This is a genomic window from Nocardioides sp. BE266 (genome assembly GCF_031457855.1).
In the GTDB taxonomy this organism is placed as follows: Bacteria; Actinomycetota; Actinomycetes; order Propionibacteriales; family Nocardioidaceae; genus Nocardioides.
The window spans coordinates 805,194-818,566 of sequence record NZ_JAURTI010000001.1; the positions used below are offsets into that span (position 1 = coordinate 805,194).

The window sequence follows — 13,373 nt, forward strand, 5'->3', positions numbered from 1 at the left end:
ACCCGATGAGCCCCGCCCGATGAGCGGCATCGACCGCGCGCGCCTCGCCGCGCTGCACGCCGAGGAGGAGCAGCGCTTCGTCGACCTCCACCCGACCTCGAAGAAGCTGGCGGCCGAGGCCGGGGAGCACCTGCTCGCCGGCGTGCCGATGCCGTGGATGACCCGCTGGCCCGGATCGTTCCCGCTCTTCGTCGAGTCCGCCGGTGGTGGGCGGTTCACCGACGTCGACGGCATCGACTATGTCGACCTCTGCCTCGGCGACACCGGGTCGATGACCGGCCACTGCCTGCCGGCCGTGGCCGAGGCCGTCCGCGAGCGCACCGAGCGGGGCATCACCACGATGCTGCCCTCGACCGACGCCGCCTGGGTGGCCGCCGAGCTGAGCCGCCGCTTCCGGCTCCCCCGGTGGCAGATGGCGATGACCGCCACCGACGCCAACCGGTTCGTGCTCCGCTTCGCCCGGCACCTCACCGGACGGCCGCGGATCGCGGTCATGGACTGGTGCTACCACGGCACCGTCGACGAGACGCTCGGCGTGCTCGAGCACGGTCGCGCGGGCGACCGGGTGGTGCCCCGGCCCGGCGCCCTCGGGCCGCAGGTCGACGTCGCCCAGACCACGGCAGTCGTGCCGTTCAACGACCTCGACGCGCTCGAGCGGCGCCTCGCCGAGGGTGACGTCGCGTGCCTGCTGATGGAGCCGGCGCTGACCAACATCGGCATCGTGCTCCCCGACGAGGGCTACCTCGCGGGAGTCCGGGAGATCACCCGCCGCCACGGCGTGCTGCTCGTCAACGACGAGACGCACACCATCTGTGCGGGCCCGGGTGGCGCGACCGCCGCGTGGGACCTCGACCCCGACTTCGTCGTCATCGGCAAGCCCATCGGCGGCGGCATCCCCGTCGCGGCCTACGGCATGAGCGCGGAGATCGCCGCTCGCCTCGAGGGTCCGATGCTGGGCCACGACATCGACGTCGCGGGCGTCGGCGGCACGCTCTCCGGGTCGGCGCTGGCGATGGCAGCGGTGCGGGCGACGCTGTCGACCGCGCTGCGCCAGAAGGACTTCGACGTCGCGATCCCTCTGGCCGCCTCGTTCACCGACGGCATCCAGGGCGTCATCGACGATCACGACCTGCCCTGGCACGTGCAGCGGCTGGGCTGCCGTGCCGAGTACTGGTTCTGCCCGCCACCGCGTGCCGGTGCGGAGGCGGCCGCGGCCGTCGACGAGGAGCTCGACGCGTTCTTCCACCTCTGGACAGTCAACCGTGGCGTGCTGCTGGCGCCGTTCCACAACATGTCGCTGTTCTCGCCGTTCCACACCATGGCCGACGTGGACGCACACACCTCGGCCTTCCGGGGTGCCGTGGAGGCACTGACCGGCTGACGGCGCCCGCCCATCGGCGTACCGTGGAGGGATGCGGGGCTGGCTCCAGGTCTTCGGTGCGGTGCTCGTCCTGCACGCCATCCTCACGATCGGGATGGCGGCCTTGTTCGGCGAGCTCGACCAGCGGCGGAGCTGGCGCGTCGCCACCCGCCTGGTGAAGCGGGTCCGGCGACCTCGCGCCGTCGTCGTACCCCTCCGCCGGCCGATCGAGGACGTCGGCGCCGACCTGCGCCGGCTGCAGGCATCCTTCCGTCGCGACGGGCTGCGCTTCGCGAAGTACGAGGCCTGCCGGCAGGCCTACGACAAGGTGCTCGGCGAGGCCGCCGACATGGTCGAGCTGGCGCACCTGCTCGAGGTGCTGCCGCCCGGCACCGAGCTCGACCGCGAGCGCGAGCGGGTCGAGATGCTGCTCGAGGACGCCGGGCTGCTGCCCCGGCCGTGGGCCGCCTGACCGTTCAGGCGTGCCGCTGGAGCCCGGCGCCGAGGCCCATCCGCACCGCTCCACACGCCTCGAGCATCGCCTCGCGACCCGAGCGCCCGACGCCGGTGCTGTTGACGAAGGCGTGGATCAGCCCGTCGTGGCGCCGCAGCGCGACCGGCACGCCCGCCTCCGCCATCCTCCGCGCATAGGCCTCGCCCTCGTCGCGGAGCGGGTCGAAGCCGGCGACGGCGACGTAGGCGGGCGGCAGGTCGGAGACGTCCTCGGCGAGCAGCGGAGAGACGCGCGGGTCGGTGCGGTCGGCGTCGGGGCCGAGGTAGCGCGCGGTGTACCAGTCCATCTGGTGCTCGGTGAGGAAGTGCCCCTCGGCGAACTCGCGGTAGGAGTCGCTGTGCCGGCTCACGTCGGTGACGGGGAAGAACAGCAGCTGGAAGGCCGGGCGGACCGCGGCGCCGCGGAGGTCCTGGCACAGCACGGTCGCCAGGTTGCCTCCGGCGCTGTCACCGGCGACGCCGATCCGGTGGGCGTCGTGGCCCCAGGCCTCGGCCCGCGACGCGGCGAACATGAAGGCCGCCTTGGCGTCGTCGGGCGCGGCCGGGAACGGGTGCTCGGGCGCGAGGCGGTAGTCGACGGCCAGCACGGACACCCCGGCGTAGGTCGCCAGGAAGCGGCACACCGTGTCGTGGCTGTCGAGCGAGCCGACGACGAAGCCACCACCGTGGAAGTAGACCAGGAGCCGGTCGGCGTCTGCCGGGTGGGCGAGGTAGCGGCGGGCCGCGATGCCACCGGCGAACGTCGGGATCTCCACGTCCTCGACGAGCGCCATCGGCAGCGGCTTGCCACCGAACAGCGCCGCCTCCTCCTCGACCTGGCGGCGCGCGTCCTCGACCGGCAGCTGCGTGAAGTCGTTGTCGGGCAGGGCGTCGAGCAGGCGCAGCGCTGCCGCGACCTCGGGCTCCATCGCGGCACCGGCGCGGTTGACCCGGCGCCCGCCGAGCAGCGTCTGCACCCGGTCGGGTGCGCGGCCCACGACGGTGACCACGGCCCGGGACAGTGTGGCCTCGAGGGCCTTGGCATCCATGGGCCGCATGCTCCCACGTCCCGAGAGTGGTCGCGGATCAGGGCTGCGGGGCCTCCCCCAGGACTCCCGCGGCCCGAGCCGCGTCGGCGTACGCCGTGGCGAGCGAGGCGACGGTCTCGTGGGCGTTGAGCCCCGAGGGGTTCGGCACCACGAAGACCCGCGAGTCGCCCCAGCGCTCGGGCTGCTCCCCCGCCATCGCTTTCTTCTGCGCGAAGGCCGCGCGGTAGGCGGTCACCCCGGCCACCGCGACCACGGTCGGGCGTCGCCGGGCCACCAGGTCCCTGAGCTGCGCACCGCCCTCGCGCAGCTCCTCGGGCGTGAGCTCGTCGGCGCGGGCGGTGGCCCGGGCGACGACGTTCGTGATCCCGATGCCGCGACGCCGCAGCTCGTCACGGTCCTCTTCTGTCATGCCGGCCGACGCGTCGATCGGCCGCGGCACGATCCCGGCCCGCAGGAGCGCCGGGTAGAACCGGTTGCCCGGCCGGGCGAAGTGGCTCTGGGTGGCGGCGGTCCACAGTCCCGGGTTGATGCCCACGAACAGCAGCCGCAGCGGCTGGCCGTCCTCCGGCAGCAGGTCGGGGACCACCGCGTCCCGGTAGGACTCCAGCTCCGCCTTCGTGAACCCCATGCCGCCATCCTGCCTGCGCCCACACACGCACGAGACCCCGCCTCCCTTGCGGGAGACGGGGTCTCGGATGGTGCAGTGTGCGCCCTCAGGCGCTCAGATCACTTGGTGATCTTGGTGACGCGGCCGGCGCCGACGGTGCGGCCACCCTCACGGATGGCGAACCGGAGGCCCTCGTCCATCGCGATGGGCTGGATGAGCTCGACCGACATCTCGGTGTTGTCACCCGGCATGACCATCTCGGTGCCCTCGGGGAGGGTCACGACGCCGGTCACGTCCGTGGTCCGGAAGTAGAACTGCGGACGGTAGTTGTTGAAGAACGGCGTGTGACGGCCACCCTCGTCCTTCGACAGGATGTAGACCGAGGCGTCGAAGTTGGTGTGCGGGGTGGTGGTGCCGGGCTTGATCACGACCATGCCGCGCTCGACGTCCTCGCGCTTGGTGCCACGGAGGAGCAGACCGACGTTCTCGCCGGCCTGGCCCTCGTCGAGGAGCTTGCGGAACATCTCGACACCGGTGACGGTGCTCTTCTGCGAGCCCTCGCGGATGCCGATGATCTCGACCTCCTCGTTGACCTTGACGATGCCGCGCTCGATGCGACCGGTGATGACGGTGCCACGACCGGTGATCGTGAAGACGTCCTCGACGGGCATGAGGAACGGCTTGTCGGTGTCACGCTCGGGGGTCGGGATGTAGTCGTCCACGGCCTGCATGAGCTCGGCGACCGACTCGCCCCACTTCTCGTCGCCCTGGAGCGCCGGGAAGGCGGCAACGCGGACCACGGGGATGTCGTCGCCCGGGAACTCGTACTCGGAGAGGAGCTCGCGCACCTCCATCTCGACGAGCTCGATGAGCTCCTCGTCGTCGACCATGTCGCACTTGTTGAGCGCGACGACCAGGGCGGGAACGCCGACCTGGCGGGCGAGCAGCACGTGCTCACGCGTCTGCGGCATCGGGCCGTCGGTGGCGGCGACCACGAGGATCGCGCCGTCCATCTGAGCCGCGCCGGTGATCATGTTCTTGATGTAGTCGGCGTGACCGGGGCAGTCGACGTGCGCGTAGTGACGCACCTCGGTCTGGTACTCGACGTGCGCGATCGAGATCGTGATGCCGCGCTGACGCTCCTCGGGAGCCTTGTCGATCTGGTCGAAGGCCGAGGCCTCGTTCAGATTCGGGTACTTGTCGTGCAGCACCTTGGTGATCGCCGCGGTCAGCGTCGTCTTGCCGTGGTCGATGTGACCGATGGTGCCGATGTTGACGTGCGGCTTGGTCCGCTCGAACTTCGCCTTAGCCACTGGGGCTCCTCCTGATTGTTGTTACTTGACTCGTGGGTGTGGGGTGGTGCTGGGTGCCGAGGATCCGGCGGCGATCACTCGCCGCGGACCTTCTTCACGATCTCGTCGGCGATGTTCGAAGGAACCTCGGCGTACGAGTCGAACTCCATCGAGTACGACGCCTGGCCGGAGGTCTTGGACCTCAGGTCGCCAACGTACCCGAACATCTCCGACAGGGGCACAAGGGCGTTCACGACCATGTCGCCGTGACGCTCCTCCTGCGCCTGGATCTGGCCGCGGCGCGAGTTGATGTCGCCGATGACCGTGCCGAGGAAGCCGTCGGGGGTGGTGACCTCGACTGCGAACATCGGCTCGAGCAGGACCGGCTTGGCCTTGCGCGCGGCCTCCTTGAACGCCTGGTTGCCGGCGATCTTGAACGCGAGCTCGGACGAGTCGACGTCGTGGTAGGCGCCGTCCTCGAGGGAGAACTTCACGTCGACCATCGGGTAGCCGGCGAGCACGCCGAACTCCATGGCCTCCTGACCGCCCTGGTCGACCGAGGGGATGTACTCCTTCGGCACGCGGCCGCCGCTGACGTTGTTGGCGAACTCGTAGCCAGCACCGGTCCCGGTCTCGGGGTCGATGTTGGGCTCGAGGGAGATGACGACCTTCGCGAACTGGCCCGAACCACCGGTCTGCTTCTTGTGGGTGTAGCTGTGGTTCTCGACCTTGTTGCGGATGGTCTCGCGGTAGGCGACCTGCGGCTTGCCGACGGTCGCCTCGACGCGGAACTCGCGCTTCATCCGGTCGACGAGGATCTCCAGGTGGAGCTCGCCCATGCCGGCGATGATCGTCTGGCCGGTCTCCTCGTCGGTCTTGACCGTGAAGGTCGGGTCCTCGTCGGAGAGACGCTGGATCGCGGTGCCGAGCTTCTCCTGGTCACCCTTGGTCTTGGGCTCGATCGCGACCTCGATCACCGGGGCCGGGAACGTCATCGACTCGAGGACGACCTGGTTGTTGGGGTCGCTCAGCGTGTGACCGGTCTTGGTGTCCTTGAGACCCATGACGGCCACGATCTGGCCGGCGCCGACCGACGCGATCTCCTCACGCTTGTTGGCGTGCATCTGGTAGACCTTGCCGATCCGCTCCTTCTTGCCGTTGACCGAGTTGACCACGGTCGAACCGGCCTCGAGCTTGCCCGAGTAGACGCGGACGTAGATCAGCTTGCCGAGGTGCGGGTCGGAGGCGATCTTGTAGGCGAGGCCGGAGAACGGCTCGTCGTCGGAAGGCTTCCGGGAGATCTGCTCCTCCTCGTCGCGCGGCGAGTGGCCGATGATCGCGTCGATGTCGAGGGGCGAGGGGAGGTACTTGACGACCGCGTCGAGCAGGGGCTGGACGCCCTTGTTCTTGAACGCGGTGCCGCACAGGACCGGGTTGAGCTTGTCGGCGAGCGTGGCGCGACGGATCGCGGCCTCGAGCTCGGCGACGGTGAACTCGCCCTCCTCGAGGAACTTCTCCATGATCTCGTCGTCTGCCTCGGCGAGGGTCTCGAGCAGCTTCTCGCGGTACTCCGCGGCCTGCTCGGCGAGCTCGGCCGGGATCTCCTCGACGTCGTAGTCCTCACCCATCTTGGTCTCGCCGCGCCAGGTGAGGGCACGCATGCCGACCAGGTCGACGACACCGAGGAAGTCGGACTCCGCGCCGATGGGCAGCTGGAGGACGAGCGGGGTGGAGTTGAGGCGCTCGACCATCATGTCGACGCAGCGGAAGAAGTCCGCGCCGGTGCGGTCCAGCTTGTTGACGAAGCACATGCGGGGAACGGCGTACTTGTTCGCCTGGCGCCACACGGTCATGGTCTGCGGCTCGACGCCGGCGACACCGTCGAAGACCGCCACGGCGCCGTCGAGGACGCGCAGCGAGCGCTCGACCTCGGCCGTGAAGTCCACGTGGCCGGGGGTGTCGATGATGTTGATCTGGTGGTCCTTCCACCAGCAGGTCGTCGCGGCGGACGTGATGGTGATGCCGCGCTCCTGCTCCTGCTCCATCCAGTCCATCGTGGCGCCACCCTCGTGGACCTCACCGATCTTGTAGGTGATGCCGGTGTAGAAGAGGATGCGCTCGGTGGTGGTGGTCTTGCCGGCGTCGATGTGCGCCATGATGCCGATGTTGCGGACCTTGTTGAGGTCGGTGGTGATGTCGACAGCCACTGAAAGTCTCAGTCCCTCGTAAGAGTTGGTGGGGTTGGTGGGGGCGGGGCTCCGTCAGCGGAGCCCCGCACCGATCACCAGCGGTAGTGGGCGAAAGCCTTGTTGGACTCGGCCATCTTGTGCGTGTCCTCGCGCTTCTTCACAGCGGCACCCAGGCCGTTGCTGGCGTCGAGGATCTCGTTCATCAGGCGCTCGGCCATGGTCTTCTCGCGGCGGTCCTGGGCGTAGCCCACGAGCCAGCGCAGGGCCAGCGTGGTGGAGCGGTTGGCCTTGACCTCGACGGGGACCTGGTAGGTCGCGCCGCCGACGCGGCGGGACTTGACCTCGATGGCCGGCTTGACGTTGTCCATCGCGCGCTTGAGCGTGACGACGGGGTCGGTGCCGGTCTTGTCGCGGCAGCCCTCGAGAGCGGTGTAGACGATGCGCTGCGCCACAGCCTTCTTGCCGTCCTGCAGGACCTTGCTGACGAGCTGGGTGACCAGCTGCGAGCCGTAGACCGGGTCGACGACGAGGGGGCGCTTGGGAGCGGGACCCTTGCGAGGCATTACTTCTCCTTCTTCGCGCCGTAGCGGCTGCGGGCCTGCTTGCGGTTCTTGACACCCTGGGTGTCGAGCGAGCCGCGGATGATCTTGTAGCGGACACCGGGAAGGTCCTTCACACGGCCGCCGCGCACGAGCACGATCGAGTGCTCCTGCAGGTTGTGACCGACACCCGGGATGTAGGCGGTGACCTCGACGCCGCTGCTCAGGCGCACGCGGGCGACCTTGCGGAGGGCGGAGTTCGGCTTCTTCGGGGTGGTCGTGTAGACGCGGGTGCAGACGCCACGGCGCTGCGGGGATCCCTTCAGGGCAGGCGTCTTGTTCTTGGACACCTTGTCCTGGCGGCCCTTGCGGACCAGCTGGTTGATGGTGGGCACCGGGTGGTTCCCTCTCTCTGGTTTCTCGTCACGGTCCGGCGCGGTGCCGGGCTCGGGTGTCGTGCGGTGTTGCGATGTGCCTGCGACCTGCTGGGAGCGGCGCCTGGACGGGCCGCTGCATTCAGAGCATGCGGATGCGTCCGGACGTGCCAGACACAAGGAAAGAGGCTACTCGGGCGCCAATGCAGGGTCAAAATGCCGCAGAGGCCGTCCGGACGGCCGATTCGTCCACGACGTCGTCACGCTCACGTCGTGCCCGATCCAGCCGCAGGTGGACAGCGGCGGAGACCACCACGCCCACGATCGTCAGCGTACCTCCGCCCACCAAGGTCCACCGGGCGCCGTACTCCTCGCCGATCCAGCCGATGATGGGTGCGCCGAGGGGCGTGCCGCCCATGAAGATCATCATGTAGAGCGCCATCACCCGCCCGCGCACGCCCGCGTCGGTGTGCAGCTGCATGTAGGTGTTGGCGCTGGTGATGAAGGTCAGGGCGGTGAGGCCGGTGACCGGCGCGAGCAGCGCGAACGTAAGGTACGACGGCATCAGACCGGACAGCACGACCATGGTGCCGAACGCCAGCGCGGCGCCGACGACGAGGCGGTGGCGCACGTTGGTGCGCCGCGCGGCAAGCAGCGACCCGGTCAGCGAGCCGATCGCCAGGACCGTGCCGAGCAGGCCGAACTCCTCGGGGCCCTTGCCGTAGACCTCGGTGGCCATGAGCGCCGAGGTGATCTGGAAGTTGAGGCCGAAGGTGCCGGCGAAGAAGACCAGGCTCAGCACGAGCAGCAGGTCGGGCCGCGCGCGGACGTAGGCCACGCCCTCGCGGATCGCGCCCGGACCCCGGTTGGCGGGTGCGGCGTCGATGCGGCTGGTGTCGAGGTGGCGCAGCGACCAGATGGGGGCGGCGTACGACAGCGCGTTGAGGAGGATGACCCAGCCGGTGGCGACTGCTCCCCCGCCGAAGGCCGCGATCAGCACGCCGGCCAGGCCGGGGCCGACGAGGCGGGCGGCGTTGAAGCTCGCGGAGTTGAGGCCGACCGCGTTGGTGAGGTCGACCGGGTCGACGAGCTCGGAGACGAACGACTGGCGCGCGGGCGCGTCGAACGCCGAGGCGGCGCCGAGCAGGAGCGCGAGGACGTAGACGTGCCACACCTCGGCGGTGCCGGTGACGGCCAGGACGCCGAGGACGGCCGCGGGCAGGGCCATGCCGAGGTTGGTGAGCTGAAGCAGCCGCTGCTTGGGCATCCGGTCGGCGACCAGGCCGGCGAACGGCGTCAGCAGGAGGAAGGGCAGGAACTGCAGGCCCGTCGTGATGCCGAGCGCGGTCGCGCCCGAGCCTGCGGCGAGCTCGAGGACCAGCCAGTCCTGCGCGACGCGCTGCATCCAGGTGCCGGTGTTGGACACCACACCACCGGCGGCGTAGCGGCGGTAGTTCGGGTTGGCCAGGGAACGGAAGGTGGGGCTCGTGGTGACTCCTCAGTCGGTGATGCGGTCAGTCGGTCGTGGCGAGGCGGGCCAGGATCGGGGCGGCCTCGCGGAGGGTCGCGCGCTCGGCGGGGGTGAGCCCGGAGAGGCGCTGGGAGAGCCAGGCGTCGCGGCGCTGGCGGTCGGCCAGCACGGCGGCCCGGCCGGCGTCGGTGATCGAGACGACCACCTGGCGGCCGTCGGTCTCGTGGGGTCGGCGCTCGATGAAGCCGCCCTCCTCGAGGCAGTTGACCGTGCGGGTCATCGACGGGGGCTGGACGCGCTCGGCGCGGGCCAGCTCGCCGACGGTCTGGTCGCCGAGCCTGACGAGCAGGCCGAGCACGACCATCTGCGGGATGCTCAGCGTGTTGTCCGGGTGGCGCTCGGAGACGAGGCGGCGGCGCAGGCGCATCACGCCGGCGCGGAGCTCGGAGGCGAGCCCGGCGTCGGTGCGGAGGTCAGTGGTCGGCATGTCGTTAGCATAACTCATTACCTCTGCTAACTATTCCGGCGTACGAGACCCTCCCCCGCCACCACTTGTCAGGCCTTCGCTGAACATGTCAGGCCGTGCACGGGCCGACAACTTCAGCGATCCCCGGTCAGCCGGGGATCGCTGAAGACGACACGGAGGCTGTCGAGGTCAGGACAGCCAGCCGCTGATGGGCGTGTAGGCGAAGTAGATGACGAAGAGACCGGCGACGACCCACATGAGCGGGTGCACCTCGCGCACCTTGCCGACGACCGCCTTGATGAAGACGTAGGCCACGAAGCCGGCGCCGATGCCGACCGAGATGGAGTACGTGAACGGCATCAGCACGACCGTCAGGAAGGCCGGGATCGCCACCTCGAGGTCGCGCCAGTCGATGTCGGTGACCTGCTGCATCATCAGGAAGCCGACCAGCACGAGGGCCGGGACCGCGGCCTCGGACGGGATCGCGGCGACCAACGGCGTGAAGAAGGTGGCGAGCAGGAAGAGAGCGCCGGTCACGACGGAGGCCAGGCCTGTCCGGGCGCCCTCGCCGACGCCCGAGGCGCTCTCGATGTACGACGTGTTGGACGAGACGCCGGCCGCGCCACCCGCGATCGCGGCGACCGAGTCGACGACCAGGATCCGCTGCGCGTGGGGCGGCACGCCCTCGGCGTCGTTCAGGCCGGCCTCGGCACCGATCGCCGTCATCGTGCCCATGGTGTCGAAGAAGTCGGCCAGCAGGAGCGAGAAGACCAGCAGCACGGCGGCCAGCACGCCCGTACCGGCGTCGCCGAAGGCTCCGAAGAGGTCGAAGTCGCCGAGGGTGTCGAACTTCGGGAGCCCGACGACGTCGCCGCTCAACGTCGGCACGCTCAGCGACCAGCCCTTCGGGTTGTCCGCGGACGAGGCGCCGATGTCGCCGACGGCTTCGACGATGACCGCGACCACGGTCGTGGCGACGATCGAGATCAGGATCGCGCCGCGCACCTTGCGCACCCACAGCGCGACCACGAGCGCCAGGCCGATGCAGAAGACCAGGACCGGCCAGCCCCCGAGGTGGCCGTCGGTGCCGAGCTGGACGGGGACCGTGGTCAGGAAGGCGTCGGGGATGCGGGTCACCACGCGCGCGTCGACGAAGCCGATCAGCGCGATGAACAGGCCGATGCCGACCGAGATGGCGACCTTCAGCTGCTGCGGGACCGCGTGGAAGACCGCCTTGCGGAAGCCGGTGAGGACGAGCGCGAGGATCAGGATGCCCTCGAGGACGACCAGTCCCATCGCTGCACCCCAGGTCGACTGGCGCGCGATCGAGTTGGCGACGAAGGCGTTGAGGCCCAGCCCGGTCGCGAGCGCGAGCGGGAAGTTGGCGTAGCCGCCCATGAGGATCGTCAGCATGCCGGCCACCAGGGCCGTGCCTGCCGCGATCGCCGGGATGCCGCTGCCGGGCTCGGCGCCACCGCCGAGGAAGGCACCGGTCGAGTCGGGCACGAAGCCGAGGATCAGCGGGTTGAGCACGATGATGTAGGCCATCGTCAGGAAGGTGACCAGGCCGCCGCGCACCTCCCGGCCGACGCTCGAGCCGCGCTCACTGATCTTGAAGAAGCCATCGAGGCCGGAGGCCTTCGGGGGCTGGGTCGCTGTCCTGGTCTCCTCGCTCACGAAACCGCAGTCTGGCAGAACCCTGTGACGCGCGTGTTTCACGCGTGCGGCGCGTTGTAGCGTGTCGGCGTGGACCTGGGTGACGAGCAGCCGACGCAGCACGAGATCGGCAGCCGCACCTACATCGTGGCGCAGGTCGAGCCGCTCGACGTCGACGGTGTGCGCACCACCGAGGTCGGCACCGCCCTGTGGCTGCTCGGCTTCCTCGGCCTGCTCCCCTTCTGGGGCACCCTGCAGGACAACGGCCGCACCTGGTGGCTGTGGACCTGCCTGGCCGGCTTCGGCCTCGGCCTCTGCGGCCTGGAGTACTGCCGGCGCCGCCGCAAGGAGCGCACCGCCCAGGGCGGTCGCCGCCGGAGCTCCGGATGACCCTGCCTCCCACCCGGTGGGAGCTCGCGGGTGAGGACAACCTCGGCTACGGCGAGAAGTTCGGCCGGATGGTGGCCGACGGCGAGGATGTCGACGGTGAGGCCCGTCTCGCCGACGTGCTGGTCGGTCGCGGCGCCCGGATCCTCGACGTGGGCTCCGGCATGGGCCGGGTGTCGGCGGCCCTCGTCGCGCGCGGCCACCGGGTCGTCGCCGTCGAGCCCGACAGCCGCCTGGTCGCCCAGTCGCGCCAGACCTACCCCGACCTCGAGGTCGTCGAGGCCGACGTGCTGGGGGTTGACCCCGACCAGCTCGGTGGCGGGTTCGACCTCGCGGTGGTCGTCGGCAATGTGATGGTCTTCCTCGCCGAAGGGACCGAGCGCGACGTCCTGGCCCGGATCCGCGACCAGCTCGCACCCCGCGGCCGGGTGCTGGTCGGCTTCCACCCGGTCGACGGCCCGGCGACCGCGCGGACCTACCCGCCGGAGGAGTTCGTAGCCGACGTCGTCGCGAGCGGCCTGCGGGTCGACCTGCGCGCCGGCTCCTACGAGCTCCACCCGCCGACGCCGGAGTACGCCGTCTGGGTGCTGGCCCGCGACGACGCGCCGGCCGCCGCCACGTGGTTCGGCCACGCACTCGGGCCGAACCCGCCCGCCCAGGCCTGAGTCAGAGCTTGTCGATCTCGTCGTCGGTGAGGGTGTCGAGGACGTGGTCGGGCAGCGGCAGCGGCTGCTGCTTGCGGGCGAGCTTGACCTCGGAGTGGGCGCCGCAGCCGTGGTTGAGCGTCACCACGCGGCCGTCGTCGTTGGCGTTGCCGTTGGCGCAGACCCCGAAGGTGTCGGCCAGCGAGCCGTTGAGGCGCACGAGGAAGCCGCAGGAGTAGCAGCTGTCGGGAGCGCTCTTGGCCAGCGGCGCGTCGGGCCCGCCCAGACCGGCGTACCAGCGCTCGGCGGCCATGTCGAGGCCCTCGCGGCTCAGCGTGCGGACCCGGCCCAGGCCGAGGTCCTCGGCGACGCGGCGCACCTGCGCCTTGGCGTCGGAGTCGAGCGGCGGGTCGAGCGGGTCGTCGCCGACGAGGTAGGTCGGCACCAGCCGGGCGTCCTCGTCCTCGACGGGCAGCAGGTCGCCGGGCGAGAGGTCGCCGGGCTGGATGCGCTCCTTGTAGGGCAGCCAGGCGGGGGCCACGATCGCCTCGTCGCCGGGCAGCAGGACGACCTCGTTGACGGTCATGTCCTTGGCGCGCTTGGCGCGGGTCAGCGTGACCGACCAGTACCAGCCCGGGTAGCCCGGCCGCACGCACGCGAAGTGGTGGGTGACGACGCGCTCGTCCTCGGCGTGGGCCCCGAGGTGGTCGCCCACCTCGGTGGGCTCGGCGACCTCGAGGACGATGCCACGCGCAAGGTCGACGGCCTTGGCGAGGGCAGAGTCCGGCTTGCCGGCACGGGCGGGAAGAGCGATCACGTGCGCATCCTGCCAAACGCCTGGTGGTCC

14 protein-coding genes are annotated in these 13,373 nt (G+C 70.4%); 4 read left to right on the forward strand and 10 right to left on the reverse strand.

Features of this window, described 5'->3' with window-relative positions:
* Positions 1 to 19 precede the first annotated feature (19 nt).
* Positions 20 to 1,381: an aspartate aminotransferase family protein gene (locus J2X46_RS03890; RefSeq protein WP_310247114.1), complete on the forward strand. Its 1,362-nt coding sequence runs from the start codon at positions 20 to 22 to the stop codon at positions 1,379 to 1,381.
* Positions 1,382 to 1,412: 31 nt separating this feature from the next.
* Positions 1,413 to 1,832 carry a hypothetical protein gene (locus tag J2X46_RS03895; RefSeq protein WP_310247117.1) on the forward strand — a complete coding sequence of 140 codons (420 nt, stop codon included), beginning with the start codon at positions 1,413 to 1,415 and terminating at the stop codon, positions 1,830 to 1,832.
* Positions 1,833 to 1,836: 4 nt separating this feature from the next.
* Here the strand turns inward: J2X46_RS03895 and J2X46_RS03900 are convergent, their stop codons facing one another.
* The 9 genes from J2X46_RS03900 to J2X46_RS03940 all read right to left on the reverse strand — a co-directional run bounded on the left by J2X46_RS03900 (position 1,837) and on the right by J2X46_RS03940 (position 11,516).
* Entirely contained in the window at positions 1,837 to 2,901 is a 1,065-nt protein-coding gene (locus J2X46_RS03900; RefSeq protein WP_310247119.1) for an alpha/beta hydrolase, read from the reverse strand.
* Between the two features lie 37 nt (positions 2,902 to 2,938).
* Positions 2,939 to 3,529, reverse strand: a complete 591-nt coding sequence (locus tag J2X46_RS03905) for a mismatch-specific DNA-glycosylase (RefSeq protein WP_310247120.1) — start codon at positions 3,527 to 3,529, stop codon at positions 2,939 to 2,941.
* A 98-nt stretch (positions 3,530 to 3,627) separates the two neighbouring features.
* Positions 3,628 to 4,821: an elongation factor Tu gene (gene tuf / locus J2X46_RS03910; protein ID WP_056906815.1), complete on the reverse strand. Its 1,194-nt coding sequence runs from the start codon at positions 4,819 to 4,821 to the stop codon at positions 3,628 to 3,630.
* A 74-nt stretch (positions 4,822 to 4,895) separates the two neighbouring features.
* Positions 4,896 to 7,007 carry an elongation factor G gene (gene fusA / locus J2X46_RS03915; protein WP_310247124.1) on the reverse strand — a complete coding sequence of 704 codons (2,112 nt, stop codon included), beginning with the start codon at positions 7,005 to 7,007 and terminating at the stop codon, positions 4,896 to 4,898.
* A gap of 74 nt (positions 7,008 to 7,081) precedes the next feature.
* Positions 7,082 to 7,552 carry a 30S ribosomal protein S7 gene (gene rpsG / locus J2X46_RS03920; protein WP_056906816.1) on the reverse strand — a complete coding sequence of 157 codons (471 nt, stop codon included), beginning with the start codon at positions 7,550 to 7,552 and terminating at the stop codon, positions 7,082 to 7,084.
* Entirely contained in the window at positions 7,552 to 7,923 is a 372-nt protein-coding gene (gene rpsL / locus J2X46_RS03925; protein WP_056906817.1) for a 30S ribosomal protein S12, read from the reverse strand. The genes rpsG and rpsL overlap by 1 nt, the downstream gene beginning before the upstream one ends.
* Before the next feature lie 190 nt (positions 7,924 to 8,113).
* The gene (locus J2X46_RS03930; RefSeq protein ID WP_310247328.1) at positions 8,114 to 9,370 is read right to left on the reverse strand and encodes an MFS transporter; all 1,257 of its coding nucleotides are present in this window, start codon (positions 9,368 to 9,370) and stop codon (positions 8,114 to 8,116) included.
* 46 nt (positions 9,371 to 9,416) lie between these two features.
* Positions 9,417 to 9,860 carry a MarR family transcriptional regulator gene (locus J2X46_RS03935; RefSeq protein ID WP_310247130.1) on the reverse strand — a complete coding sequence of 148 codons (444 nt, stop codon included), beginning with the start codon at positions 9,858 to 9,860 and terminating at the stop codon, positions 9,417 to 9,419.
* Between the two features lie 168 nt (positions 9,861 to 10,028).
* On the reverse strand, positions 10,029 to 11,516 hold the full coding sequence (locus J2X46_RS03940) for an NCS2 family permease (RefSeq protein ID WP_310247134.1): 1,488 nt from the start codon (positions 11,514 to 11,516) through the stop codon (positions 10,029 to 10,031).
* Between the two features lie 69 nt (positions 11,517 to 11,585).
* On the opposite strand from J2X46_RS03940, the gene J2X46_RS03945 reads away from it, so the two are divergent.
* Both J2X46_RS03945 and J2X46_RS03950 read left to right on the forward strand, forming a co-directional pair.
* Entirely contained in the window at positions 11,586 to 11,885 is a 300-nt protein-coding gene (locus tag J2X46_RS03945; RefSeq protein ID WP_310247137.1) for a DUF2530 domain-containing protein, read from the forward strand.
* Positions 11,882 to 12,547 (forward strand): methyltransferase domain-containing protein, encoded by a 666-nt coding sequence (locus tag J2X46_RS03950; protein WP_310247139.1) that lies wholly within the window; start codon positions 11,882 to 11,884, stop codon positions 12,545 to 12,547. Before J2X46_RS03945 ends, J2X46_RS03950 begins: the two co-directional genes overlap by 4 nt.
* A 1-nt stretch (position 12,548) precedes the next feature.
* Here the strand turns inward: J2X46_RS03950 and J2X46_RS03955 are convergent, their stop codons facing one another.
* Complete coding sequence (locus tag J2X46_RS03955; protein ID WP_310247142.1) at positions 12,549 to 13,343, reverse strand: DUF3027 domain-containing protein; 795 nt, start codon at positions 13,341 to 13,343, stop codon at positions 12,549 to 12,551.
* Positions 13,344 to 13,373 lie beyond the last annotated feature (30 nt).

What these genes read in the sequence shown, in the direction of transcription:
- J2X46_RS03890 (WP_310247114.1), top strand. Translation starts at nt 20, where the DNA reads ATGAGCGGCATCGACCGCGCGCGCCTCGCCGCGCTGCACGCCGAGGAG.
- J2X46_RS03895 (WP_310247117.1), top strand. Translation starts at nt 1,413, where the DNA reads ATGCGGGGCTGGCTCCAGGTCTTCGGTGCGGTGCTCGTCCTGCACGCC.
- J2X46_RS03900 (WP_310247119.1), bottom strand. Translation starts at nt 2,901, where the DNA reads ATGGATGCCAAGGCCCTCGAGGCCACACTGTCCCGGGCCGTGGTCACC.
- J2X46_RS03905 (WP_310247120.1), bottom strand. Translation starts at nt 3,529, where the DNA reads ATGGGGTTCACGAAGGCGGAGCTGGAGTCCTACCGGGACGCGGTGGTC.
- rpsG (WP_056906816.1), bottom strand. Translation starts at nt 7,552, where the DNA reads ATGCCTCGCAAGGGTCCCGCTCCCAAGCGCCCCCTCGTCGTCGACCCG.
- J2X46_RS03935 (WP_310247130.1), bottom strand. Translation starts at nt 9,860, where the DNA reads ATGCCGACCACTGACCTCCGCACCGACGCCGGGCTCGCCTCCGAGCTC.
- J2X46_RS03950 (WP_310247139.1), top strand. Translation starts at nt 11,882, where the DNA reads ATGACCCTGCCTCCCACCCGGTGGGAGCTCGCGGGTGAGGACAACCTC.